Raw genomic sequence first — 23,547 nt, 5'->3', positions numbered from 1 at the left:
CAGTCTCCATTCGTTCCATGCGGAAGGCGCGTCAGTCCCACGTCCCTTCCTTCTTGCAATGTATCAAACACGGACACCGGGCCATGGCAATTCCCAAGACGCCCGGCGCGATGCGGGGTAAGCTGCAAAACCACGCGGTGCAGCCGACGACCACGCAGGCCGATGGAAGCCGCGCCAAGGCCTTGCGCCAGTCGAATGCTTGCAGAATCTGGACACCAGGGCCGGAACGTTTCAAGCTCGATCCAACGCACCACACTTTGGAAATGATCCCCAAAGGCTTCACCGCGACCGCGAAACACCATGGAGAGCAGGATGGACGACACCACACCAGGTCAGGATGCAAAAACCGCGAAAGCCACCGCCAACGCGCCCCGATCAAGCGATGCCATACGACACCCCCTCATGGACGTCGCGGCGCGCCTGAGCCGTGAGGCCCCGTTCGAAACCGTGTTCGAAAGCCCCGAAGTCTCCATCGAACTCTACGCTCCCGTAGGGGCTGACATGCAAAAGCCTCACGACCGGGACGAGCTCTACATCATTGCCAGCGGTGAAGGCACCTTCTCGCGCGGCGACGAACTGGTCCCCTTCGCGCAAGGCGATCTGCTTTTCGTTCCCGCCCACGTGCCACACCGCTTCGAAACCTTTTCCGATGATTTTCGCACGTGGGTGATTTTCTACGGCGACAAGCGCAGGAGATAGCGGGCCATGACCATTCGACGCATCGTCGCAAACATTGACGTGGCATCGGTCGCTGACGTTCAGAAATTCTACACTGACCTCTTTGGGCTGGACGTCATCATGGATCACGGATGGATTGTAACATTGGCATCCGGCCAGACGGCACCCGTCCAGATCAGCATAGCGACGGAGGGTGGTTCAGGAACACCCGTTCCAGATCTTTCGATAGAGGTCGATGACGTCGACGCGGCATTCGCGCGCGCGAAAAGGCTTGGTCACGATATTGTCTATGACCTCACTGACGAACCGTGGGGCGTGCGCCGCTTTTACCTTCGTGATCCCGCGGGGAAGTTGCTGAACATTCTGTCTCACCCCGACTGAACAGCGGACACTCTGGCCTCAGACCCGACCCTCGCCACGCCGAAGCCCACACGGCGCGTGGCAAAGCCGGGCCCCCACTCCCGTGATGTTCTGATCGGGGGGGCTTCACCGAAAGCCGATCTACCCGATCGACCCGTCGAGAGGTCGCCCGCGCCTGCATCTCGTCAAGCGCATCCGCATTCTGCCGTCCCCAATCGTAGACGAGATCGACCAGACCCACGAAACGACGCCCAAGCGGTGTGAGGCTGTAGTCGGCAGGAGGCACCACGCTCTCGACGTGACGCTCTATAAGGCCGCTCCGCTCCATTTCGCGCAGGGGCTAAACCAGCATCTTCTTCCAGATCCCCGGAAGGCTGCGTTGCAAACCCCCGATGCGCGCCTGTCCCTCATGACGGGCGTGGAGCGTGTGCAGGATCATGCTTGTCCATTTTGTGGAAAATAATTCGAGCACCCGCCGCGGGGCGCAATCCTCGCGCCACTCATCCTCTTCGCTGCCTGACTGCATGGTTACCTCTTGGGGTCCACGGTCCAAACTGTCCACAACCAGCGCCATGGAAATCTGCTGTCCACCTGGGCTGCCAAAGGGACAGCCCAGCATGGTCTCACAAGTGACGAGCGACACCGACGGCCCGAAGGGCTCAGTATGTTGGCGCGGCACTTCCCTGATAGCACGCCACCGACAAGGCACACCCAATCCCGATGGCATCTCGGCTTTGTCCACCGTGCCAACCGGCAAGCCCGCTTTCGCTGGAGGGGTGCCGGCGATTATTGCTCTCACCGTGTCAAATCCAAGGCCCTGCGCCAGCGTAAGCTCAGGCCTCCGGGCGCACCGGGCTTGAACAATATCGCCGCGCGGCCGCCTGTGATCTGATGTCCCAAAGCCCCAAACAGCCGTCGGGTGACATCTGCCCCACCCGAACCTGAACGCACCCTCACCGCGACCGGCAATGGGCGCCCGGCGTCCCTTGTGCCCACCGGTCCCCCTTGCCCTCCCCACGCAGCCAGATTGTCAAATTAATCTTGAAAGAGATGCCCGCTCCTCGTAGCTTTCCTTGGCAATGGCCAAGCGACATATTCGGCTCAAATCGTAACCGGAGACTCTGATGTCTGCTACATACTACGCCCCGCACGGCGGGCTGCCTGGCCAGGACCAGCTGCTGACCGACCGCGCGATCTTTACCGATGCCTATGCCGTCATTCCGCGCGGCACGATGCGCGACATCGTCACCAGCTTTCTGCCCGGCTGGACAGACACGCGTCTGTGGGTGCTTGCCCGCCCGATGACCGGATTTGCCGAAACCTTCAGCCAGTACATCATGGAAGTGCAGCCCGGCGGCGGCTCTGACATGCCCGAAGAAGAGGCCGGCGCGCAGGGTGTGCTCTTCGTTGTCGAGGGTGAGGCCACGCTTGACGTGAACGGCGAGACGCATGTGCTGACACCGGGCGGCTATGCCTACCTGCCGCCCTCGGCGGACTGGGCGCTGCACAACCGTGGGACCGAGGTTCTGCGCTTTCACTGGGTGCGCAAGATCTGGCAACCGGCGCCGGGGATCGACGAACCCGAAGTCCTGATCCTGAACGAACAGGACATTGCGCCGACGGCCATGCCTGACACCAACGGCGCCTGGGCCACGACCCGCTTCGTCGACCCCAACGACCTGCGCCACGACATGCACGTCACCGTCGTGACCTTCGAGCCGGGCGGCGTCATTCCCTTCCTCGAAACCCATGTCATGGAGCACGGCCTCTACGTGCTCGAAGGCAAGGCCGCCTACCGGCTCAACAACGAATGGGTCGAGGTCGAGGCAGGCGATTTCATGTGGCTGCGCGCCTTCTGCCCTCAGGCCTGCTATGCCGGGGGGCCGGGGCGTTTCCGCTACCTGCTCTACAAGGATGTGAACCGCCACATGCCGCTGCGCCTCGGCGCACAGCCGCAGACGCGCTGACTCACACGCCGGTCGGCGGCGGGGGAACCACGCCGCCGATCGACTGGGTCAGGGCCTCTGCCGCCGCAATCACCGGCTGGCTGAGCTGCGCCACCTGATCCGGAGTCACGCGGCTCGTCGGGCCGGAGACAGAAATCCCGGCCACCACCTCCCCCGCGATGCCAAAGACCGGTGCCGCGATGCAGCGCATACCGATGCTGCGCTCCTCGTCATCAAACGCAAAGCCGCGCGCCCGGATCCGGGCAAGGTCCGCCTGCAAAGCCTCGGCGGTGACGATGGTGTGCGGGGTAAAGGCCTGCAAACCGCCCGCCAGATGACGCGCCAGACGCTCCCCCTCCATCTGCGCCAGCAACGTCTTTCCGATGCCGGAGCTGTGCATGTCCGACAGCGTTCCGGGCGGAAAGAAGGCCCGGATATTGGCGTGCGTTTCGACTTGGCTGAGAAACAGCACCTTGCCCTCCCGCTCGACCCCAAGGTTCGCGGTCTCGCCCGTCGCCTCCATCAGCTTGCGCATGATCGGGCGGGCCCGCTCCACCAGACTGGTGCGGCGCAAAAACCGTGACCCGATCGTGAAGGCGCGCGGACCGATGTGCCACAGCTGCTCTTCGGGATCGAATTCCACCAGCCCCCGGCCTTCGAGCGTCACCAGAACCCGGTAGACCGTGGAGGCAGACTGCCCCATCTCCTCCGAAATCGCGCTCAGGGCCATGCCCTGCCGTTTGCTGATGAATTCCAGCACCTGCATGGCACGATCCAGCGACTTGATCGTGTTCTGCGAGGTCTTGTCGTCCCAATCACGCGGACGCCCCCGCGCCCGACGCTTGGCCGCGGCGGGATTGTCATGATTTTCCATAAGATGCCTTCTGGCTTTCAATGAAATTTCGTTTCACGATATGAAAAACACAAACCCCTGTAAACATTTATCTTTCTGAAATTTTCCGTGCCAAATACGCGGGATACGAAAATATATGTCGCAAGGCCGCCATCGCGTACCTTCCCTGCACCGACCCGTAAGGAGACCGACATGAGCTTTCAGAATCCCGTTTTCATTCCGGGGCCGACCAACATCCCCGAACGCCTGCGCAAGGCATGCGACATGCCGACCATCGACCACCGCTCGCCGCTGTTCGGTCAGATCCTGCACCCCGCCCGCGAGGGCGTGCGCAAGGTCCTGAAAAGCGAGGGCGCCCATGTCTTCATCTTCCCCTCCACCGGCACCGGTGGCTGGGAAACCGCGCTGACCAACTGCCTCTCCGCCGGGGACACCGTGCTGGCCGCACGCAATGGCATGTTCAGCCACCGCTGGATCGACATGTGCCAGCGTCACGGGCTGAACGTCGAGGTGGTCGAAACGCCCTGGGGCCAGGGCCTGCCCGCCGACCGCTACGAGGAAATCCTCACCGCCGACACCGGTCACCGGATCAAGGCCGTGCTGGCCACCCACAATGAAACCGCAACCGGCGTGAAATCCGACATCGCCGCCGTGCGCCGCGCGCTGGATGCGGCCGGCCACCCGGCGCTGCTGTTCGTGGACGGGGTCAGCTCCATCGCCTCGATGGACTTCCGCTTTGACGAGTGGGGCGTCGACGTGGCTGTGGCAGGCTCGCAAAAGGGCTTCATGCTGCCGCCCGGCCTGGCGATCACCGGCTTCTCGGACAAGGCGATGGCCGCGACCGGGACGGCGACCCTGCCCCGGACCTTCTTCGACGTGAAGGACATGGAAAAGGGCTATGCCAACAACGCCTATCCCTACACCCCCGCCGTCGGCCTGCTGAACGGGCTGAACGAAGCCTGCACCATGCTGCTGGCCGAAGGGCTTGAGAACGTCTTTGCCCGCCACCACCGCATCGCCGAGGGCGTGCGCGCCGCCGTGCGGGCCTGGGGGCTGGAGCTCTGCGCGGCCTCGCCCGAGGTCTACTCCGACAGCGTCAGCGCGATCCGCACGCCGGACGGCTTCAACGCCACCAGCATCGTCGAACATGCCGCCAACACCTACGGCGTGGCCTTTGGCACTGGTCTGGGCGAGGTCGCGGGCAAGGTCTTCCGCATCGGGCACCTCGGCTCGCTCACGGACGTGATGGCGCTTTCTGGCATCGCGACCGCTGAAATGTGCATGGCCGACCTTGGCCTGAACATCCCGCAGGGCATCGGCACCGGCGCGGCGCAGGACTACTACCGCGCCAATCCCGCGCAGGCACGGAAGGTCGCCGCGGAATGAAGGACCACGCGATGTATATTCCCACCTACGAGGACATGCTCGCCGCCCATGAGCGTATCAAGCCGCACATTCGCCGCACGGAGGTCCGCACCTCCGCCTATCTCAACGAGCTGAGCGGCGCGCAGCTGTTCTTCAAATGCGAGAACTTTCAGGAGCCGGGGGCCTTCAAGGTGCGCGGCGCCAGCAACGCGGTCTTCGGGCTTGATGACGCGCAGGCCGCCAAAGGTGTGGCGACCCATTCCAGCGGCAACCACGCCTCCTGCCTCAGCTACGCCGCCATGCGCCGGGGCATCCCTTGCAACGTCGTCATGCCGCGCACCGCACCGCAGGCCAAGAAGGACACGGTCCGTCGCTACGGCGGCGTCATCACCGAATGTGATCCCTCCACATCCTCGCGTGAGGCGACCTTTGCCGAAGTCCAGGCGGCCACCGGCGGGGATTTCGTGCATCCCTACAACGACCCGCGCGTCATCGCGGGCCAGGGCACCTGTTCAAAGGAGTTCATGGAGCAGACCGACGGTCTCGACATGGTCGTTGCCCCCATCGGCGGCGGCGGCATGATCTCCGGCACCTGTTTGACGCTGGCGACACTAGCCCCGGAATGTCAGGTCATCGCGGCGGAACCGGAACAGGCCGACGACGCCTACCGCAGCTTCAAGGCCGGGCACATCATTGCCGATGACTCGCCCAAGACCATCGCCGACGGCCTGCTGGTCCCTCTGAAGGATCTGACCTGGCACTTCGTGTCGGGCCATGTGACCGAGATCTACACCGCCTCGGAAACCGAGATCATCGACGCGATGAAGATCATCTGGAAGCACCTGCGCGTGGTCATGGAACCCTCCAGCGCCGTCCCCATGGCCTGCGTTCTGAAGAACCCCGAAGCCTTCCGGGGCAAGCGCGTGGGCATCGTCATCACCGGCGGCAACGTCGACCTCGACCGCCTGCCGTGGCTCGCTGCCAGCTAAACCCTTAAAAATTCGTTAAAATTGTCAGCTGACAATTTTCAGGAGGACCCGATGAAAGATCTGACAAACTTCGACGCATACGACGTGGGCTTCGACATTCCCGCCAAGCCGGGCATGGACGAGGCCGACATCCAGACCCCCGCGCTCGTGCTCGACCTCGATGCGCTGGAACGCAACATCAAGAAGATGGGCGACTATGCCAAGGCGCACGGTATGCGCCACCGCGTGCATGGCAAGATGCACAAGTCCGTCGACGTGGCCAAGCTTCAGCAAGAGCTGGGCGGCGCGGTTGGCGTGTGCTGCCAGAAGGTGTCGGAGGCAGAGGTCTTTGCCCGTGGTGGCATCAAGGATGTGCTGGTGTCCAACCAGGTGCGCGACCCGGCCAAGCTCGACCGGCTCGCCCAGCTGCCCAAGCACGGCGCGCGCACCATCGTCTGTGTCGATGACATCGACAACGTGGCAGAGCTGTCGGCCGCCGCGCAGACCCATGGCACCGAGATCGAATGCCTGATCGAGATCGACTGCGGCGCGGGCCGCTGCGGCGTGACCACCACCAAAGCGGTCATCGACATCGCCAAGGCCATCGTCGCCGCCGATAACCTCACCTTCACCGGCATTCAGGCCTATCAGGGCGCGATGCAGCACATGGACAGCTACGAAGACCGCAAGGCCAAGCTCGACATCGCCATCGCGCAGGTCAAGGACGCCGTCGACGGTCTGAAGGCAGAGGGCATCGACTGCACGCTCGTCTCCGGCGGCGGCACCGGGTCGTACTACTTCGAGTCGAACTCCGGCGTGTACAACGAACTTCAATGCGGCTCCTACGCCTTCATGGACGCGGACTATGGCCGCATCCTCGACAAGGACGGCAACCGCATCGACCAGGGCGAGTGGGAGAACGCGTTCTTCATCCTGACCTCGGTCATGAGCCACGCCAAGGCCGACAAGGCCATCGTCGACGCGGGCCTCAAGGCGCAGTCCGTCGACAGCGGCCTGCCCGTCATCTTTGGCCGCGACGACGTGGAATACATCAAGTGTTCCGACGAACACGGCGTGGTCATGGACCCGCAGGGCGTGCTGAAGGTCAACGACAAGCTGCGCCTTGTGCCGGGCCACTGCGACCCGACCGCCAACGTGCATGATTGGTACGTCGGTGTGCGCGGCGGCAAGGTCGAATGCGTCTGGCCGGTGTCCGCCCGCGGACGCGCCTACTGATCCGGTGACGCGAACGCCCGGCCCGGGGAGGGGTCGGGCGGTTTCCTGTCGTAAATGCCGCATCCCGCGGCGCAGACAGGCCGCGGCACGCAGGCACGGCAGGCCATGAAAGAAGCCTGCCACACATCAAAAAAAAGGGAGAGGGACATGACCGAAGTAATGGATCAAGGCGCCAGTCACGCCGACACGGGGGCCCACGCGGCGCTCGATCCGGTGGCGCCGGAAGAAAAGACATGGGGGTGGTTCGCCATCTTCAACATCTGGGCGAATGACGTCCAGTCGCTGTTCGGCTACTCGCTGGTGGCCTCGCTGTTCATCTCCTACGGGGTGAGCGGCTGGACCGCATTCGCCGGGCTCATCGCAGCCGGGCTGTTCACCATGTGGATGGTCAACCTGTCCGGCGCGCCGGGTGAGAAATACGGCATCCCCTACCCGGTTCTGGCGCGCGCCAGCCTTGGCACCCAAGGGGCGAAGCTGCCCGCCATCCTGCGCGCCACGGTCGCCGTCTTCTGGTACGGGGTGCAGGTCTACTTTGCCTCCACCGCGCTGGCGCTGCTGATCCGCGCACTCACCGGCCTGTCCGGCGGGGCCGAGATCCTGGGGCTGACCAGCATCGACTGGCTGTCCTTCGTGCTGGTCTGGGCCTTTCACATCGTGATCTTCTGGCGCGGCATGGACTGGGTGGAAACCTTCCTCAACATCGCCGGGCCGTTCGTCTACGTGGTGATGCTGGGGCTGGTGATCGTGCTCTGGCAGAAATCCGACGGCGAGCTGCTGTCCGCCACCCAGACGATCTTTGCCAATCCCGAAGGCACCTTCCTGACTGAGTTCAACGGCTTCGTTGCCATCGTCGGCACCATGGTCGCCTACTTCGCCGCCGTGATGATCAACTTCAGCGACTTCTCGCGCTACTCGCGCAGCAAGGCGTCGATGGTGAAAGGCAACCTGATCGGCCTGCCGTTCAACATGATCCTGTTCTCGGCGCTGGCGCTGCTGACCACCGGCGGCGCGGCCGTCGTCTACGGAGAGGCCATCATCAACCCGACAGAGATCGTCGAGCGCACCGACAGCATCCTGCTGAGCGTGATCGCCGCCGTGACCTTCTTTGCCGCGACCGTGGGCATCAACCTGGTGGCCAACTTCATCCCAGCGGTGAACGGCATCGCCAACCTGTCGCCGGACCGCATCAGCTTTCGCGCCGGGGGCCTGATCACCTCGTTCTTTGCGCTGCTGATCGGCGGGCTATGGACCAGCTTCATCAGCGAATTCGGCATCGGTGGCTTCGTCAACACGCTGGGGGCGACGCTGGCACCGATCTTCGGCATCATGATCGTGGACTATTACTGGCACCGCAAGGAAACGCTGAACCGCGACGCGCTCTATACACTTGAGGGCGGTGAATACCACTACGGCAACGGGTGGAACGCGCCTGCGGTGAAGGCCTTTGGCATCGCGGCGGTGTTTTCCATCGCGACGGTCTGGGTGCCTGCGCTGAGCTTCCTCAATGGCTACGCCTGGGTCATCGGCGCCGTGCTGGGCGGGGCGATCTACAACACGCTGACCAAGGGCCGCGTGCCCACGGCCTGAGCCACGACACCGGACCGTCGTGCCCCCTGTGCGGCGGTCCCCTTTCAACTTTCGGAGAGACCCAAATGCTGATCGTGCCTGAACGCGAAATTGCCAACCTGATGACCCGCAAGGCGGCCTTTGACGCCGTGGAGAAAGTCTTTGCCGCCATGGCCGCGCAGGACGCCTACAACTTCCCCGTGGTGCGCGAGGCAATTGGCCATGAAGACGCGCTATACGGCTTCAAGGGCGGCTTTGACCGCGCTAGTCTGACGCTGGGCCTGAAGGCCGGCGGCTACTGGCCGAACAACCTCGAAAAGCGGGGCCTGATCAATCACCAGTCCACCGTCTTTCTGTTCGACCCGGACACGGGCAAGCCCGCCGCCATAGTCGGGGGCAACCTGCTGACCGCGCTGCGCACCGCCGCCGCATCCTCGGTCTCGATCAAGCACCTCGCCCGCGACAATGCCAAGGTCATCGGCATGATCGGCGCGGGCCATCAGGCGACGTTCCAGCTGCGCGCCGCGCTGGAGCAGCGTCCGTTCGACAAGGTCATCGGTTGGAACTACCACCCTGAAATGCTGTCCAATATCGAAAAGGTCGCCACCGAAGCGGGCGTGCCCTTCGAGGCGGTCGATCTGCCCGGGATGCAGGAGGCAGACGTCATCATCTCGATCACCTCGGCCTTTGCGCCCTCGCTGATGGCCGATCACGTCAGCCCCGGCACCCACATCGCCTGCATGGGCACGGACACAAAGGGCAAGCAGGAGGTCGAGGCCGCCCTGCTGGCCCGCGCCACCGTGTTCACCGACGAAGTGGCCCAGTCGATCAGCATCGGGGAGGCACAGCACGCCATTGCGGAAGGCCTGATTGCCGAGGCCGACGTGCATCAGCTGGGCGCCGTGATCAACGGCAGCCACCCGGGCCGCGGCTCGGACGACGAGATCACTCTGTTCGACGGCACCGGTGTCGGTCTTCAGGATCTCGCGGTCGCGTCGGCGGTCGTCGACCTGGCCGTGGAAAAAGGGATAGCCATCGAGGTCGATTTCTGAATTTCATGTCTCCCTGAGGTCAGAACGCGTCTGGCCATGCAGAGACCATTTCGCAGGCAGACATCCGTGGCAGCGCTGACCAACGGCGTGTTCACCGCATGGCTGCCTGCGCTCTTTCTCATGTACGGAGGCCCTTCATGACCCGCGTTTTCATCAATGGTTTCGGCCGCATCGGGCGGACGCTGTTCCGCCAGATCCTGACCGGCGACACCGGCCTGGACATCGTCGGCATCAATGACATTGCCAGCCTCGAAACCTGCGCCTACCTGCTGCGCTATGACAGCGTATATGGCCCGCTGCCTGCCGAGGTCGGCACCGGTCCCGGCTGGATCGAGGTCGCGGGCCGCCGCATCGCCTTCAGCCAGCAAGCGGATCTGCGCGCGCTGGATCTGAGCGGGGTCGACGTGGTGCTGGAATGCACCGGGCGGGCCACCACACGCACCGTGGCAGAGGCCGGGCTCGACGCAGGGGCGCGCGACGTCCTGATCTCCGGCCCGTCTGCCGCCGCGGATGCGACCGTCGTGCTTGGCGCCAACGATCAGGATCTGGGCGATGCCCGGATCGTGTCGAATGCGTCCTGCACCACCAATGCCATCGCGCCGCTGCTGCGCCTTCTGGATCTTGGCCTGGGAATCGAGACCGCCCATGTGACGACCATCCACTGCTATACCGGCAGCCAGCCGACCGTCGACGCGCCCGGCCCCTCGCCGGAGCGCTCGCGCGCAGCCGCCGTGTCGATGATCCCGACCTCCACCAGTGCCGCCGCGCAGGTGGTCGGCGTGCTGCCCGACTTCCGCAGCCGCCTGAGCATCGCCGCCGTGCGCGTGCCATGCCTGTCGGTGTCGGCCATCGACGCGGTAATCCAGACACACGAGGACATCGAACAGCCCGTGGCGGACTTCCTGAAAGAGGCACTGGCGGAATCCCCCCTGATCGGGCTGACGAGCGATCCTTGCGTGTCCACCGACCTGCGGGCGCGGCCTGAATCGCTGGTGCTGGCGCTGCCCGAAACCATGACGACCGGCCCGCGCCAACTGCGGCTGCTGGGCTGGTACGACAATGAATGGGGCTTTTCCGCCCGGATGATCGACATGGCGCGCCGTATGGCCGCGCGCTCGGGTCCTTTGGGCTGACGGCGTCGATTTCAGATCAACGACAAGGAGGAGGACACCATGGCTCTTGACGAGACACGGAAAGACAACGAACGGCGCGCGGCGCTCGACTACCACGCATTGCCGCGCCCCGGAAAGCTGGAGATCCGCCCCACCAAACCCATGGAGACAGCGCGCGACCTGTCCCGCGCCTATTCCCCCGGTGTCGCCGAAGCCTGCACCGAGATCGCAGCTGATCCGGGCCTTGCCACACGCTACACCGCCAAACGCAATCTGGTGGCGGTGATTTCCAACGGCAGCGCCGTGCTGGGGCTTGGCAACATCGGGGCGCTGGCATCGAAACCGGTCATGGAGGGCAAGGCCGTCCTGTTCAAGAAATTCGCCGGTATCGACTGCTTTGACATCGAGGTGGATGAAAGCGACCCCGTGGCGCTGGCGGAGCTTGTCTGCAAGCTGGAACCGACGTTCGGCGCGGTGAACCTGGAGGACATCAAGGCGCCGGATTGCTTTATCGTGGAGCGAATCTGCCGGGAGCGCATGGGCATCCCGGTGTTTCACGATGACCAGCACGGCACCGCCATCGTGGTCGCCGCCGCAGCGCAGAACGCCCTGCGCATCGCCGGCAAGCGCGCCGAGGACATCCGCATCGTCGGGCTGGGGGCCGGAGCGGCAGGGGTTGCCTGCCTGACCATGCTGCACAAGATGGGCGTGCCGCTGGCCAACATCACCGTCTTCGACCGCTCCGGCGTGTTGCATCCCGCCCGCGCCGATCTGGCGCCGGAGCAAATGGCCTTTGCCAATGCGCCCGACGGCATGACGCTGGACGAGGCGCTGAAGGGCGCGGACATGTTCCTTGGCCTCTCCGGTCCCGGCGCCCTGCCCGCCGCCGCGGTGCGCGAGATGGCGGAGAACCCGATTATCTTCGCGCTCGCCAACCCAACGCCCGAGATCATGCCAGAAGAGGCCGGCGCCGCTTCACCCGGGGCTATGATCGCCACCGGACGCAGCGATTATCCCAATCAAGTCAACAACGTGCTGTGCTTTCCCTTCATCTTTCGCGGCGCGCTCGACGCCGAGGCCGATGACATCAACGACGCGATGAAGCTGGCCTGCGTCGATGCCATCGCATCGCTGGCGCGGGCCACCACCTCTGCCGAGGTGGGCGAGGCCTATGAGGGCGAACGGCTGACCTTTGGCCCCGAATACCTGATCCCGAAGCCCTTCGATCCGCGCCTGCTGCCGACCATCGCCGTGGCCGTGGCGCGTGCGGCAATGGAGTCCGGCGCGGCCCGCCGGGATCGGGATCTTGAGGCCTACAAACAGGCGCTGGAGGCGGAAGTTTTCAAATCCTCGCTGGTGATGCGCGGTGTCTTTGCCGCCGCGCGCCAGTCGTCGCGGCGCATCGTCTTTGCCGAGGGCGAGGATGACCGCGTGCTGCGCACAGTGCAATCCATGAGCGAAGACAGCACCGACCGCGCGATCCTCGTGGGGCGCCCGGACGTCATCGCCCAGCGGATCGAGCGCGCCGGATTGTCGATCGTTCCGGGGCACAGCTTTGACATCGTGAACCCCGAAAGCGACGAGCGGTATCGCGACTACTGGCAAAGCTACCATCAGGCGCAGAGGCGGCAAGGTGTGACGCCCGACCTGGCCAAGGCCGTGATGCGCACCAACACAACGGCCATTGCCGCCACGATGGTGCATCGCGGCGATGCCGACAGCATGATCTGCGGCACCTTCGGGCAGTACCTGTGGCATCTGAACTACGTCAGCCAGATGCTGGCCACCCCGGCGTTCAGCCCGGCAGGCGCCTTGTCCATGGTGATCCTCGATGACGGCCCCCTGTTCGTGGCCGACACCCATATCCACATCGAACAGACGCCGGAGACGCTGGCGCGCACGGTGATCTCGGCTGCGCGTCACGTGCGCCGGTTCGGGCTGGAGCCGCGCATAGCCCTGTGTTCCGGCTCGCAGTTCGGCAACCTCGACAGCGCCTCCGGGCGGGTGATGCGCGGCGCGCTGGCGATCCTTGACGCCGAGGCGCGCGATTTCCAGTACGAGGGGGAGATGCACACCGATGCCGCGCTCGACCCGGAGCTGCGGGATCGACTGCTGCCCGGCAACCGTCTGGACGGGCGCGCCAACGTGCTGGTCTATGCCAACACGGACGCCGCCGGGGCCGCGCGCAACCTGTTGAAGAGCGCGGCCGGGGGTCTTGAGGTCGGGCCGATCCTGATGGGCATGGGCAACCGCGCGCATATCGTGACGCCGGGAGTGACCCCGCGCGGGCTGCTCAACATCGCGGCGCTGGCCGGGGCAGAGGTGGCCACCTACGGATGATCCAGCCGGCGCGGCGCATCCCCACGCCCCGCCGCCCAAAGGGTCGGTGCAAAAACGGGCCGGGTGCTGTACGCGCCCGGCCCGTTGAATTTCGGCATGATCGGCGGTGGCGTCAGCCTTCCAGCATATAGGGCTGGTCGAACCAGTGTTCCTGCAGGTTGTCGCCCGCCCCGATCCGGTCGATCACCGCAAACAGGCCGGACCCGGACAGCGGTGCAAGCACCCCGTGCCAGACGTTGCGGTGGTAGTTGACGCCCTGCCCCGGTGCCGTCCTGAAGGCCAGCGGTGCACCGGGACGGCCCCCGTCATCCGGGGCGACCACCACGAGAAACCCATCCATCGACATCGGCAGGAACGCCTGGCTGCCCAATGGGTGCCGTTCCATCATGTCGAGCTTCAGCGGCAGCTTGCGCAGTTCTGCCTGAAACAGGCTGATGCCGGCCTTGCCACCGTCGATGAAATCTAGGCCCGCGCGGTCATGGAAGCGCCCGCAGAGGCCCTGGTTGATCATCTTGTCCGGCGCACCGGCGGTGTCGATCACATCGCCGAAGGGGGCAAAGGTGTCGGCGATCAGGGGGTGGATATGGATCGTGTTCATGTGGTCATCTTCTCCGCCAAGTTTAATTCTGCGATGCGTTCCGCCTGCGCGCAAGCTTCGGCGAATTCCGCGCTCGGGTCATTGGCAATGCGGCGCTGCAGCGTGTCGATCAGCCCGGACGCGGTCAGATCCTGCGGTGCGCACACAAAAGGCATGCCGTGGACATCGGCGTAGCGGGCGCAGAGATCATCGTACCCGGCACGCTGATGATCGTCGAGTGTCGGGGGGATCGCGGCGGCACAGGCTGTCAGGACCGTGCGCTTCTGCGCCTCGCTGCCGGAGCGGAACGCCCGCGCCAGTGCATGATGCAGGCCGACCGCGCAGTCGTGATGCGACCCGAGTTCCAGCGCGTGCGCCGCCTCTGCCACCCAGGCCCCTCCGGTGAAGGCATCGCCAAAGGCGGCGACAAAGCTGTCCCGATCCATCTGCGAGGGGCGCGGACGGTCCTCGGGCGGGTGCATGGTGGCCCAGTGATCGGCGATCTCTTCGCGGGTGGCGAACCAGACGCCGTCATGCCCGGCCATATGCTCCAGCGCGCGCTTCAGCGCCATGGCCCGACCGGGACGCCCGATCAGGCGGCAGTGCAGACCGATCGACAGCATCTTCGGCTTGCCAGCCTGGCCTTCGGCATAGAGCATGTCAAAGCTGTCCTTGAGGTATCCCTCGAACTGGGCGCCGTCGGTAAAGCCCGCCTGAATGGCGAAGCGCATGTCGTTGCAGTCCATCGTGTAGGGCACGATCAGCTGGTCCTTGCCTCCGACCTTCACCCAATACGGTAGATCATCGGCGTAACTGTCTGCGATATATGCGAAATCACCTTCCTCAGCGGCCAGTTCGACCGTGTTCATGGAACAGCGCCCGGTGTACCAGCCGCGCGGCGGGGTGCCTGTGACCTCGGTGTGCAGGCGGATCGCCTCGCGGATCTGGGCGCGCTCTTCCTCGGCGGGCATGTCCTTGTGCTCCACCCATTTCAGGCCGTGGCTGGCGATCTCCCAACCGGCGTCCTGCATCGCCTTGAGCTGTCGCGGTGCCCGCGCCAGAGCGGTGGCGACCCCGTAGACGGTCACGGCCTTGTCCTTGAGCAGATCATAGACGCGCCAGAAGCCCGCGCGGCTGCCGTATTCGTAGATGGTCTCCATGTTCCAGTGCCGCTGCCCCGGCCATGGCTGCGCCCCGGTGATCTCCGACAGGAAGGCCTCGGAGGCAGCATCGCCGTGCAAGACGTTGTTTTCGCCGCCTTCCTCGTAGTTCAGCACGATCTGGACGGCGATCCTGGCACCATTGGGCCAGCGGGCTTCGGGCATGTCCGGGCCGTGTCCGGCCATGTCTCTGGGGTAGCGTTGCAAATCAGGAACCTCCGTTTTGAGCGCACCCTAGGCGATAAAATCGACAAGCATTGTCAAAAAAAATGCGAAAGAACCTTCGGCAAGCGGCGACCGGTTATGCCGCGCCCTGGGCAAAGGCGGCGCTGATGCGGTCGATCATGAATTCCATGAAGATGCGGGTCTTGGGGTCCTGGCGGCGGCGATGGGTGAACAGACACGCCATCTGGATCGGCTCCGGCGGCGTCGCCTCCGCCACGGGCACGAGGGCGCCCGACGCAAGGTGATCGGCCACCTCGAAGCGCGGTTTCATGAGGATGCCCTGCCCCGAGAGCGCCCAGTCGGTCAGCACATCGCCGTCGTCGCTTTCGTAATGGCTGGTGACGGCAAAACGGCGCGGGCCGTCCGGGGTCTGCAGGCGCCAGCGCGGCTCCTGCGCGCCGGGAAAGCGTAGGTTCAGGCATTCGTGCTGGTCCGAGATCAGCGCGTCACCATCGACCGGCATGCCCCGGCGCGCAACGTAGTCGGGCGAGGCACAGAGCACGCGGTCGACGTCGGCGATCTTGCGAATGCGCAGGTTGCTGTCTTCGGGCTGGCCGAGGAAAAAGGCCAGATCCAGCCCCTCGGTGGTCAGGTCAACCTTGCGGTCGGTCAGGCGCAGGCGGATGCTGACGTCGGGATAATCTGCACGAAATTCCGGCACGCGCGGCGCGATGAGACGCCGCCCGACGCCCAGCGGAGCCGCAATATACAGCGATCCCTTGAGGTTCTCGGTCACGTTGATGATCTGGGCTTCTGCCCGGTCGACGGCTTCGAGGATCTCCGTCGCGCCACGGTAGAAGCTTTGTCCGTGTTCGGTCGGGGACAGGCTGCGCGTGGTCCGCTGGAACAGCCGCACGCCGAGATGTTCCTCCAGCTGGGAAATTCGCGAAGAGGTGACCGCAGACGAAATGCGCAGGTCGCGCCCTGCGGCAGACATGCTGCCCAGTTCGTAGACCCGGACAAACGTGCGGATGTTGTCGATATAGCTCATGGTGGCGAATCCCGCTGCAGGCGCGACGGCGTGGCAGGCAGGACGAGGTCCGGCACCTGCATTGTTCCGTCTTTTTTGATGCTGACGTTCAATTGCCGCCTTTAGCACGATACAAAACGGGGGGCCAGCATTCGCCCTTGCAGCGTGGTCAGGCGTTTTGCGAGGGGGCGCGGCGCGGGGCCAGTTGGTCCTGCAGCGTCGCCGCCCTTGGCTGCGCATCAAAATCCAGATCAGCCTCAAGGTGGCGCAGGTGGCTGTCGGTCAGGGCGACCATCTCGTCGCTGTCGCCGCGTTCCAGCGCATCGACGATGCGGGCATGTTCGTCCTCGGCACACGACGATGTGCCATGGCGGGCGTACAGGCCAAGGATCAGCGTGCTGCGCATGGTCAGCTCGGACAGGAAACGGTCGAGCACTTCGTTGTCGGCGACCTGTGCGATGCGCATGTGGAAATCGCGCGAGGCACGCAGCTCGGCGGGTTTGTCGCGGGCATCGCGGGCCTCGGCCTCTTCGCGGATGTTTTGCCGGAGGAACCGGATGTCTTCCGGACTGGCCTGACCGGCAGCGGCGCGCGCGATGGTGCGTTCGATGGCGCGACGGGCCTGGAATACGTCGCGGGCCTCCTTTGGCGAGGGGGTCATGACAAAGGCGCCGCGATTCGGCCGCAGCTCGACCACATGCTGTGCGGCCAGCGTGGCCAAGGCGCGCCGGACATTCGCCCGGTTGCAGCCGAACAGGTCGCTAAGCGTCTGTTCGCCCAGCTTTGTTCCCGCTGGCAGACGCTGTTCCGCGATTGCGCTCAGGATCGATTCAACGATTTCGTTTTCGGGGAGACTTTGCATGGCGCTCTGAAAATAAAAACTTTCTTTGCAGTACGTTAGGCAGCGGGGCACGGGTTTGCAAGGCTGCTCCGACGGCAAGACGCTTGACGTGTTAGCAACTATTGTTAACAATTTATGATAACAAGAGGAGGCTCCATGAAAATCTTAGTCGTCAATCCGAACTCCACCGCCGCCATGACGGACAAAGCCGTCGCGGCCGCGCAGGCCGTGGTGCATTCGGACACGGTCATCGTCGGGGCCACCGGCACCGGCCCGGCCAGCATCGAGGGCCACTACGACGAAGCCATGTCCCTGCCCGGTCTGCTGGCCGAGATCGCCAAGGCAGAGGCGGCGGGCACCGACGGCATCGTCGTGGCCTGTTTCGACGATCCCGGCATCGGTGCCTGTCGCGAACTGGCCAGCGGTCCGGTGATCGGTCTGTGCGAGGCGGCAGTGAAGGCGGCCAGCATGTTGTCGACGTCGTTTTCGGTGGTGACCACCCTGCCCCGGTCGATCCCCGTGATCGAACACCTGATCCACGGCTACGGCCTGTCGCACCAATGCCGCCGAGTCCGATCCGCGGCGATCCCGGTGCTGGCGCTCGAAGAGGAAGGATCAGGCGCCCGCGAGAAGGTCCGGGACGAGATCCTGCGCGCCATCGAGGAGGATCACTGCGAGGCGGTCGTGCTGGGCTGCGCAGGCATGGCCGACCTGACCGAGTGGCTGAGCACCGAAACAGGCATTCCGGTCATTGATGGCGTCACAGTCGCGGCCAAGATGATCGAAGCGCTGGTGGGGGCTGGCCTGAAGACCAGCAAGATTTCCGGCTATTCGACGCCGAACAAGAAATAAGAATGCTCTAGGGAGGAGTAGACATGACGATGAATGCAGAAACCGGGATGGCCGGTGGCCAGATCGCCGATCACGACGAAAAGGGGCTGGGGGAGGAAAGCCTTGCGCCGCAACAGACCCGGATCATGGACCCCTGGTCCTATCTCTTTGCCTGGCTGGGGGGCTGCGTGTCGATCGGCACCTTCACCGTCGGGTCGGGCCTTGTCGGGACGCTGAACCTGTTGCAGGTGGTCGTGGCCATCGGCATCGGCTGCACCGTGATCGGCGCGGCGCTGATGATCAACGGCCAGGCGGGGCACAAGTACGGCATCCCGTTCATGGTGCAGGCGCGCTCTGCCTTCGGGTTCTCCGGCTCACGGCTTCCGGCGCTGGTCCGTTCGGTGCCGGCAATCGTCTGGTTCGGGTTCCAAAGCTGGATCGGCGCCGGGGCGCTGAACCTCGTCTCTGAGACCCTCTTTGGTTTCAGCAACATGGTCGTCTTCTTCGTGGGCTTTCAGTTTCTGCAGATCGGCCTGTCGGTGCTGGGGTTCCACGGCATCAAGTGGCTGGAGAACATCGGCTCCGTCTTTATCATCGGGTCGCTGGTCTACATGTTCTTCAGCGTCCTGAACAAATACGGCGACGAGATTTCCACCAACCTGGTGAATGTCGACGGCACCTGGGGCGCGCCGTTCTGGGGAGCCACCATGCTGTTCCTTGGCATCTACTCCACCATGATGCTGAACGTGTCGGATTACTCGCGCGAGCTGCGCCACAATGTGGGGCCGGTGCGGCAGGTCGCGATCTACGCCAACTCGATCCTGCCCGCGACACTGTTCATGGGGCTGATCGGCCTGATGGTGTCGGGCGCAACCGGCGAGGTCGATCCGATCAAGGTCTTCTCCAGTGCTGTCGACAACAAGCTGCTTCTGGTCGTTACGTTGCTGTTCATCGCCTTTGCGCAGGTCACGACGAACATTCTCAACAACGTGGTGCCCCCGGCCTACGCCTTGATGGATATCTTCAAGATCAAGTTCAAGGTCTCGGCGATCCTTGTGGGCCTGCTGGCTTTTGCCACCTTCCCATGGGAACTGGTGAAGGATGAATCCGCCGCCGGTCTGAGCCTGTTCATCCAGACCTATTCTGCCTTCCTCGGCCCGATCTTCGCGATCCTCGTGGTGGACTACTATGTCCTGCGCAAGCAGACGCTGGACCTGGACAAGCTCTATGACGAAAACGGCCCTTACAAGGGCGTGAACTGGGCCGCTGTCTTTGCCATGGCCGTTGGTGTCGTCGCGGCGCTGCTGTTCTCGGGCATCAGCTGGTACGCGAGCCTTCTGCCTGCGGGCGCGGCCTACTACATCCTGATGCGCGTCATGCCCTCGGCCAAACGCTTCATGGAGTGACGGTTCACCGCAACCGATGACAGTCAGGATCGCCGCCTTGTCTGACAAGGCGGCGTTTCTCGTTTCCAACGATCCGGCGCGAACAAAACCGGGTGCATCGGGTGGGGCCTGCGTGGATATGGAGGTATGGCCGTGCATTTGCTCACGCTGAAGCTGATCGGACGGCACAGGCGCGGGTCGATCCGACTGGCGTTGATTTTTCGCGGAGACGGCGTGCTGACGTCCCACCTGCATCGCCGCGCCGTCGGGATCGCATGCAGGTCGGATGTTGCAAAGCAGATTACGGCTTGCGGTCTGTTCGGCGCTGCGACAGGTGCGCGCGATTTCCGCCCGCTTCCGCGGGGCAAACGCGTATCTTCGAATGCCGAAGCCCGCGATCTTTGCCGTCGTTGCCTTGGCCACGTAAGAGAATGGCCAAACGCTTCGCGCTTGAACAGCGGCGAGATATGCACCTCGATGAGCGGCCCGTCGTAGATCAGCAAGCTGTGGAGGATCGCGATAGACGTGGAGGTGAACCCGGCGGGGTTGATCAGGAGGCCATCGCGCGTGCCGCGGGCTTGCTTGATCAAATTCATTTTCTCGGCTTCGCTGTCGCCTTGCCGAACGACGATTTCCGACGCCTTCGTCCCCTGCCGTCCGGCGGCACAGCGCCTCGACGTCGTCCAGCGTGTCGTGGCCTTAGATTTCGGACTGGCGCGTGCCGAGCATGTCGAGGCCGGGGCCGTTTATGATCGGGACTGTGAGGGTCATCGGGATCTCCGTTATTCACCCGTTGCAGCCATAAAGGCAGAGAGCGCGGCCGGTGCTGTGGCTTCGGTCGGGGTGGTGACGCCGCCGTATATGCCGACCAGCAGGACGGAAACGATCATCCGTTCCCACCTGTCGTTGATGCCACCGGTTCTGCGATAGCATGTCGTGATTTTTATAGGCCCCTTCCCAAAAGGCCTGTGTTTTCTAGACCGTTGGCATCTCCTTGGCGCGCTGCAAACGCTTGAGGGACGCGATGCGGAACGGGGCGTTGGGGGCGCCGTAGCCAGCATATCCGCCGCGACGCTCGACGACTTCAAAGAACATCTGGCCGGCAAAGGGTTTCGAATAGAACTGGAAGAACTCCCCGTGCTCATCGGCGTCATACAGGATGCTCGCGGCGCGCATGCGGTCGAGTTGCTCCGGCTGCAGGTCAAAGCGCGCCGACAGGTCGTCGAAGTAGTTCGGTGACAGCGGCAGCGCCTCAAATCCGCGCGCTTTCAGAGCCTCGGCGGTGGCGAAGATATCGTTCGTGGCCAGCGCCACGTGCTGGATCGTCGCGCCCAGCCCGTCTGCCAGGAACGAGCCTGCGAGGGTCTTGTGCGACTCGGCGCCGTTCAGCGTGATGCGCGCCGCGCCGTCGGGCGCCGCGATGGCCCGGCTGCGGATCAGACCGTCGGGATCGACCACGTCAACCATCGGCGCTTTCTGCATGTCGAAAAGCGTTGTCCAGAACAGCGACCACGACAGCATTTCGTCATAGCTCATGGTCTGGGCGATATGGTCGACGCGGGTGAGACCGGCCTCTGGCGTGGCCGCATCCTCGTGCAGGAAATCCACATCCCACACTTCTGACAGCGCACCTTCGCTGATCAGATGCATGACGCTGCCGCCAAGGCCGCGGATCGCCGGGATGGGCATCTCTCCCGGGCCGATGGGCTGCGAAAACGGCTGCGCCCCAAGGGCCTCTGCGCGGATCACCGTGTCTTCGGCGGAGGCCACCGAAAGCCCGATGTCGCAAATCGTCGTGCCCCGGACAGTCCAGGCATTGGCGGCGTGGCCCGTCGTCTCGGCATTCAGCAGGAACCGGATGTTGCCCTGCTGCCAAAGCGTCACCGCCTTTGAAACGTGTCGTCCCCTGCGCTGGAACCCAAGGCTTGCCAGCAAGTCTTCAAGTGCGGTCAGGGCCGCCCCCTGTGCTGCAAATTCAATGAACGCGGTGTCATGCACCCTCACCGGGGCGGGCAATGGCGGCACGCCCGACATGGCCTCTGGTTCTTGGCGCCGCACGTCGTCCATCAGCGCGATCAGCGAGCGGTAGCCATCGCGGGCGATGGTTTTCGGGCTGCCGCCGCGGAACTGGTCGTTGAAGATTTCGAGGCTGACCGGCCCTGCGTAGCCCGTCGCCATGACGGCCCGCATGAAGTCGGTGACCCGCAGGTCGCCTTCGCCGGGCATGTTGCGGAAGTGCCGGGACCAGTAGAGCAAGTCCATTTCGATCGCGGGCGCGTCCGCCAGCTGCACGAAGAAGATCTTGTCGCCGGGAATGCGTCGGATGGTTTCGGGGTCGATCCCGCGGGCCAGGGTGTGAAAACTGTCCAGGACCAGCCCCACGTTCGGATGATCCGCCCGCCGCACGATTTCCCACGCATCGCGGTGGTCGTTCACGTGACGGCCCCAGGCCAGCGCCTCGTACCCGACCCGCAGACCCCGCGACGCCGCCAGATCGCCCAGTTCGGCCAGATCCCCTGCGGCGCGGTCGATGCCGCCAAGCGCCTCGGGATGCACCGACGAGCATATCAGCATCAGCTCGCAGCCCAGCTCCTGCATGACGTCAAACTTGCGCCGCGCGCGCTCGAAGGCCTTGGCCCGCAGCGCCGTGGGCAAGCCCTCGAAGTCGCGGAACGGCTGGAAAAGCATGACCTCCAGCCCGCTTTCCCGGATACGGCGCCCGACGGCGGCGGGGCTGCGGATATCGGCAATGAAATCCTGCTCGAAAATCTCGATCCCTGTGAAACCGGCCTCGGCGATGGCCTCGATCTTTTCCTCGAGGTTGCCCGAGATCGACACTGTGGCGATGCCCGTTTTCATACAAGTTCTCCCTCGGTCGGAGCGAGGTTTTGAAACGTCAGGCGCATCCGGTCAGCGTCGGCCTGGGCCAGGATGGCGGCAAGGTCGTCTTGGGTGTCCGCGTCGGTATCAAGAAGATCGTAGCGACAGGTCAGCCCGTGGGCCTTTGCCTCGGCCTCGTGCATCGCCGGGGTGCGCGACAACTGGATGCCACGACCGACAAGGCCCAGTTTCAGCACCGTCTGGCCGCGGTCCACACCTGTTTCTGGCGGTTGTTCAAGATTCATGGACGCGCGGAGCTCCCTTTCCAAAATTCTTGCGCTCAAATTGTTCCGCACGGTACAATTCGTCAAGGAAAAAGGGACTGACGTGTCCATTTTGCATGTGCTAATGCGTCGGAGTGGAGGGTCGCATGGAAAAGAATACCGAGGCAGAGCGCCGCAGCTGGAGGCAGAATCCCGAGGCAGTGCAACGAGATATCCTCTCCGTGGCCCTGACGGAATTCGCGGCGAAGGGGCTGTCCGGCGCCCGGATCGAAACCATCGCTTCGCGCACCCGCACATCGAAGCGGATGATCTACTATTACTTCGGTGACAAGCTCGGCCTCTACACCAAGGCGCTTGAAACAGCCTATATGACCGTGCGCGAGGGAGAGGCCGCGCTGGATCTGGCCGATCTGCCCCCGGACGAGGCGCTGGCGCGGCTCGTGGCCTTCACCTTTGACCACCACCGCAAGTCCGCGGATTTCATCCGAATGGTGATGATCGAGAACATCCACAACGCCGAGAACCTCGCGGCGTCGCAGATCATCCGGGACATGAACGTGACAGCGATCGAAAAGCTCGAAGACATCTGCCGACGCGGGCAGGATGCCGGGCTTTTCCGGTCTGACCTCGACGCGGTTGCGCTGCACTGGCAGATCAGCGCCGCGAGCTTCTTCAACCTGTCGAACCGCCCGACCTTTTCCGCGATCTTTGGCCCCGACCTGTTCGAGGAAAAGGCGCAGGCGCGTTTGCGGGCGCAGATCGTGGAAAGCATCCTCGCCACCGCGCTAAAGCCCTCCGCCCTGCATGGCATACGGTCCAGAGGGGCGATCCCGGACAGCGACACGCCTGCCGACTGATCCCGAGGCAGGACAGCCGCTGGCGCGCGTTCGTCCAGGCATCATTTGAACCCAAGGGATAGGTCTGTCGGGCATCCGGGAAAGACAGGGCCGTATCAGCCTGTCTTTGGATGAAGAGTGA

General features: G+C 64.1%; 23 protein-coding genes. 13 read left to right on the top strand and 10 right to left on the bottom strand.

Annotation, left to right across the window (positions count from 1 at the left end):
- Nucleotides 1–312: 312 nt before the first annotated feature.
- Both J4E08_RS02235 and J4E08_RS02230 read left to right on the top strand, forming a co-directional pair.
- Nucleotides 313–699: a cupin domain-containing protein gene (locus J4E08_RS02235; protein ID WP_349537121.1), complete on the top strand. Its 387-nt coding sequence runs from the start codon at nucleotides 313–315 to the stop codon at nucleotides 697–699.
- Between the two features lie 6 nt (nucleotides 700–705).
- Nucleotides 706–1,059, top strand: a complete 354-nt coding sequence (locus J4E08_RS02230; protein ID WP_349537120.1) for a VOC family protein — start codon at nucleotides 706–708, stop codon at nucleotides 1,057–1,059.
- On the opposite strand, the gene J4E08_RS24465 is transcribed toward J4E08_RS02230, so the two are convergent.
- Entirely contained in the window at nucleotides 974–1,366 is a 393-nt protein-coding gene (locus J4E08_RS24465; protein WP_502949229.1) for a winged helix-turn-helix transcriptional regulator, read from the bottom strand. The two genes, J4E08_RS02230 and J4E08_RS24465, sit on opposite strands and share 86 nt — an antisense overlap.
- 12 nt (nucleotides 1,367–1,378) lie before the next feature.
- Nucleotides 1,379–1,612: a winged helix-turn-helix transcriptional regulator gene (locus J4E08_RS02225; RefSeq protein WP_349537119.1), complete on the bottom strand. Its 234-nt coding sequence runs from the start codon at nucleotides 1,610–1,612 to the stop codon at nucleotides 1,379–1,381.
- A 550-nt stretch (nucleotides 1,613–2,162) separates the two neighbouring features.
- Here J4E08_RS02225 and J4E08_RS02220 point away from each other — a divergent pair.
- The gene (locus J4E08_RS02220) at nucleotides 2,163–3,005 is read left to right on the top strand and encodes a bifunctional allantoicase/(S)-ureidoglycine aminohydrolase (RefSeq protein ID WP_349537118.1); all 843 of its coding nucleotides are present in this window, start codon (nucleotides 2,163–2,165) and stop codon (nucleotides 3,003–3,005) included.
- A gap of 1 nt (nucleotide 3,006) precedes the next feature.
- On the opposite strand, the gene bhcR is transcribed toward J4E08_RS02220, so the two are convergent.
- The gene (bhcR, locus tag J4E08_RS02215; RefSeq protein ID WP_349537117.1) at nucleotides 3,007–3,858 is read right to left on the bottom strand and encodes an HTH-type transcriptional regulator BhcR; all 852 of its coding nucleotides are present in this window, start codon (nucleotides 3,856–3,858) and stop codon (nucleotides 3,007–3,009) included.
- Nucleotides 3,859–4,029: 171 nt separating this feature from the next.
- Between bhcR and bhcA the strand changes: the two genes are divergently transcribed.
- The 7 genes from bhcA to J4E08_RS02180 all read left to right on the top strand — a co-directional run bounded on the left by bhcA (nucleotide 4,030) and on the right by J4E08_RS02180 (nucleotide 13,476).
- The gene (gene bhcA, locus J4E08_RS02210; RefSeq protein ID WP_349537116.1) at nucleotides 4,030–5,223 is read left to right on the top strand and encodes an L-aspartate--glyoxylate aminotransferase BhcA; all 1,194 of its coding nucleotides are present in this window, start codon (nucleotides 4,030–4,032) and stop codon (nucleotides 5,221–5,223) included.
- The gene (bhcB, locus tag J4E08_RS02205; protein ID WP_349537115.1) at nucleotides 5,220–6,191 is read left to right on the top strand and encodes a beta-hydroxyaspartate dehydratase BhcB; all 972 of its coding nucleotides are present in this window, start codon (nucleotides 5,220–5,222) and stop codon (nucleotides 6,189–6,191) included. The genes bhcA and bhcB overlap by 4 nt, the downstream gene beginning before the upstream one ends.
- 51 nt (nucleotides 6,192–6,242) lie before the next feature.
- On the top strand, nucleotides 6,243–7,406 hold the full coding sequence (gene bhcC / locus J4E08_RS02200) for a 3-hydroxy-D-aspartate aldolase BhcC (protein ID WP_349537114.1): 1,164 nt from the start codon (nucleotides 6,243–6,245) through the stop codon (nucleotides 7,404–7,406).
- A gap of 147 nt (nucleotides 7,407–7,553) precedes the next feature.
- Entirely contained in the window at nucleotides 7,554–8,993 is a 1,440-nt protein-coding gene (locus J4E08_RS02195) for an NCS1 family nucleobase:cation symporter-1 (RefSeq protein ID WP_349537113.1), read from the top strand.
- Between the two features lie 65 nt (nucleotides 8,994–9,058).
- Entirely contained in the window at nucleotides 9,059–10,024 is a 966-nt protein-coding gene (gene bhcD / locus J4E08_RS02190; RefSeq protein ID WP_349537112.1) for an iminosuccinate reductase BhcD, read from the top strand.
- A gap of 137 nt (nucleotides 10,025–10,161) precedes the next feature.
- The gene (locus J4E08_RS02185) at nucleotides 10,162–11,157 is read left to right on the top strand and encodes a type I glyceraldehyde-3-phosphate dehydrogenase (protein WP_349537111.1); all 996 of its coding nucleotides are present in this window, start codon (nucleotides 10,162–10,164) and stop codon (nucleotides 11,155–11,157) included.
- A 39-nt stretch (nucleotides 11,158–11,196) separates the two neighbouring features.
- Nucleotides 11,197–13,476, top strand: coding sequence for an NADP-dependent malic enzyme (locus tag J4E08_RS02180; RefSeq protein WP_349537110.1), 2,280 nt, complete (start codon nucleotides 11,197–11,199; stop codon nucleotides 13,474–13,476).
- 112 nt (nucleotides 13,477–13,588) lie between these two features.
- On the opposite strand, the gene J4E08_RS02175 is transcribed toward J4E08_RS02180, so the two are convergent.
- From J4E08_RS02175 to J4E08_RS02160, 4 genes are all read right to left on the bottom strand, one after another.
- Complete coding sequence (locus J4E08_RS02175; RefSeq protein WP_349537109.1) at nucleotides 13,589–14,074, bottom strand: ureidoglycolate lyase; 486 nt, start codon at nucleotides 14,072–14,074, stop codon at nucleotides 13,589–13,591.
- Nucleotides 14,071–15,420 (bottom strand): allantoinase PuuE, encoded by a 1,350-nt coding sequence (puuE, locus tag J4E08_RS02170; protein WP_349537107.1) that lies wholly within the window; start codon nucleotides 15,418–15,420, stop codon nucleotides 14,071–14,073. Before puuE ends, J4E08_RS02175 begins: the two co-directional genes overlap by 4 nt.
- Before the next feature lie 94 nt (nucleotides 15,421–15,514).
- Entirely contained in the window at nucleotides 15,515–16,429 is a 915-nt protein-coding gene (locus J4E08_RS02165) for a LysR family transcriptional regulator (protein WP_183964171.1), read from the bottom strand.
- Between the two features lie 148 nt (nucleotides 16,430–16,577).
- Nucleotides 16,578–17,270 carry a GntR family transcriptional regulator gene (locus tag J4E08_RS02160; protein WP_349537106.1) on the bottom strand — a complete coding sequence of 231 codons (693 nt, stop codon included), beginning with the start codon at nucleotides 17,268–17,270 and terminating at the stop codon, nucleotides 16,578–16,580.
- A gap of 135 nt (nucleotides 17,271–17,405) precedes the next feature.
- Between J4E08_RS02160 and J4E08_RS02155 the strand changes: the two genes are divergently transcribed.
- Both J4E08_RS02155 and J4E08_RS02150 read left to right on the top strand, forming a co-directional pair.
- Nucleotides 17,406–18,101 (top strand): aspartate/glutamate racemase family protein, encoded by a 696-nt coding sequence (locus J4E08_RS02155; protein ID WP_349537105.1) that lies wholly within the window; start codon nucleotides 17,406–17,408, stop codon nucleotides 18,099–18,101.
- Nucleotides 18,102–18,124: 23 nt separating this feature from the next.
- Nucleotides 18,125–19,486 carry an NCS1 family transporter gene (locus J4E08_RS02150; protein WP_349537104.1) on the top strand — a complete coding sequence of 454 codons (1,362 nt, stop codon included), beginning with the start codon at nucleotides 18,125–18,127 and terminating at the stop codon, nucleotides 19,484–19,486.
- 23 nt (nucleotides 19,487–19,509) lie between these two features.
- Here J4E08_RS02150 and J4E08_RS02145 read toward each other — a convergent pair whose 3' ends face one another.
- The 3 genes from J4E08_RS02145 to J4E08_RS02135 form a co-directional block, all read right to left on the bottom strand.
- Complete coding sequence (locus J4E08_RS02145) at nucleotides 19,510–20,061, bottom strand: type II 3-dehydroquinate dehydratase (RefSeq protein ID WP_349537103.1); 552 nt, start codon at nucleotides 20,059–20,061, stop codon at nucleotides 19,510–19,512.
- 379 nt (nucleotides 20,062–20,440) lie between these two features.
- On the bottom strand, nucleotides 20,441–22,324 hold the full coding sequence (locus J4E08_RS02140) for a bifunctional sugar phosphate isomerase/epimerase/4-hydroxyphenylpyruvate dioxygenase family protein (RefSeq protein WP_349537102.1): 1,884 nt from the start codon (nucleotides 22,322–22,324) through the stop codon (nucleotides 20,441–20,443).
- Nucleotides 22,321–22,590, bottom strand: a complete 270-nt coding sequence (locus J4E08_RS02135; RefSeq protein WP_349537101.1) for a hypothetical protein — start codon at nucleotides 22,588–22,590, stop codon at nucleotides 22,321–22,323. The genes J4E08_RS02140 and J4E08_RS02135 overlap by 4 nt, the downstream gene beginning before the upstream one ends.
- Nucleotides 22,591–22,715: 125 nt before the next feature.
- On the opposite strand from J4E08_RS02135, the gene J4E08_RS02130 reads away from it, so the two are divergent.
- On the top strand, nucleotides 22,716–23,426 hold the full coding sequence (locus J4E08_RS02130) for a TetR/AcrR family transcriptional regulator (protein WP_349537100.1): 711 nt from the start codon (nucleotides 22,716–22,718) through the stop codon (nucleotides 23,424–23,426).
- Nucleotides 23,427–23,547: the final 121 nt, after the last annotated feature.

It is taken from the genome of Sagittula sp. NFXS13, assembly GCF_040148795.1.
Classification (GTDB): domain Bacteria; phylum Pseudomonadota; class Alphaproteobacteria; order Rhodobacterales; family Rhodobacteraceae; genus Sagittula; species Sagittula marina.
This window is presented reverse-complemented; position numbering and strand designations above follow the sequence as displayed.

Coding starts and splice junctions, on each gene's coding strand:
- J4E08_RS02235 (WP_349537121.1), top strand. CDS start 313: ATGGACGACACCACACCAGGTCAGGATGCAAAAACCGCGAAAGCCACC.
- J4E08_RS02230 (WP_349537120.1), top strand. CDS start 706: ATGACCATTCGACGCATCGTCGCAAACATTGACGTGGCATCGGTCGCT.
- J4E08_RS24465 (WP_502949229.1), bottom strand. CDS start 1,366: ATGGAGCGGAGCGGCCTTATAGAGCGTCACGTCGAGAGCGTGGTGCCT.
- J4E08_RS02225 (WP_349537119.1), bottom strand. CDS start 1,612: ATGGCGCTGGTTGTGGACAGTTTGGACCGTGGACCCCAAGAGGTAACC.
- J4E08_RS02220 (WP_349537118.1), top strand. CDS start 2,163: ATGTCTGCTACATACTACGCCCCGCACGGCGGGCTGCCTGGCCAGGAC.
- bhcR (WP_349537117.1), bottom strand. CDS start 3,858: ATGGAAAATCATGACAATCCCGCCGCGGCCAAGCGTCGGGCGCGGGGG.
- bhcA (WP_349537116.1), top strand. CDS start 4,030: ATGAGCTTTCAGAATCCCGTTTTCATTCCGGGGCCGACCAACATCCCC.
- bhcB (WP_349537115.1), top strand. CDS start 5,220: ATGAAGGACCACGCGATGTATATTCCCACCTACGAGGACATGCTCGCC.
- bhcC (WP_349537114.1), top strand. CDS start 6,243: ATGAAAGATCTGACAAACTTCGACGCATACGACGTGGGCTTCGACATT.
- J4E08_RS02195 (WP_349537113.1), top strand. CDS start 7,554: ATGACCGAAGTAATGGATCAAGGCGCCAGTCACGCCGACACGGGGGCC.
- bhcD (WP_349537112.1), top strand. CDS start 9,059: ATGCTGATCGTGCCTGAACGCGAAATTGCCAACCTGATGACCCGCAAG.
- J4E08_RS02185 (WP_349537111.1), top strand. CDS start 10,162: ATGACCCGCGTTTTCATCAATGGTTTCGGCCGCATCGGGCGGACGCTG.
- J4E08_RS02180 (WP_349537110.1), top strand. CDS start 11,197: ATGGCTCTTGACGAGACACGGAAAGACAACGAACGGCGCGCGGCGCTC.
- J4E08_RS02175 (WP_349537109.1), bottom strand. CDS start 14,074: ATGAACACGATCCATATCCACCCCCTGATCGCCGACACCTTTGCCCCC.
- J4E08_RS02165 (WP_183964171.1), bottom strand. CDS start 16,429: ATGAGCTATATCGACAACATCCGCACGTTTGTCCGGGTCTACGAACTG.
- J4E08_RS02160 (WP_349537106.1), bottom strand. CDS start 17,270: ATGCAAAGTCTCCCCGAAAACGAAATCGTTGAATCGATCCTGAGCGCA.
- J4E08_RS02155 (WP_349537105.1), top strand. CDS start 17,406: ATGAAAATCTTAGTCGTCAATCCGAACTCCACCGCCGCCATGACGGAC.
- J4E08_RS02150 (WP_349537104.1), top strand. CDS start 18,125: ATGACGATGAATGCAGAAACCGGGATGGCCGGTGGCCAGATCGCCGAT.
- J4E08_RS02145 (WP_349537103.1), bottom strand. CDS start 20,061: ATGAATTTGATCAAGCAAGCCCGCGGCACGCGCGATGGCCTCCTGATC.
- J4E08_RS02140 (WP_349537102.1), bottom strand. CDS start 22,324: ATGAAAACGGGCATCGCCACAGTGTCGATCTCGGGCAACCTCGAGGAA.
- J4E08_RS02135 (WP_349537101.1), bottom strand. CDS start 22,590: ATGAATCTTGAACAACCGCCAGAAACAGGTGTGGACCGCGGCCAGACG.
- J4E08_RS02130 (WP_349537100.1), top strand. CDS start 22,716: ATGGAAAAGAATACCGAGGCAGAGCGCCGCAGCTGGAGGCAGAATCCC.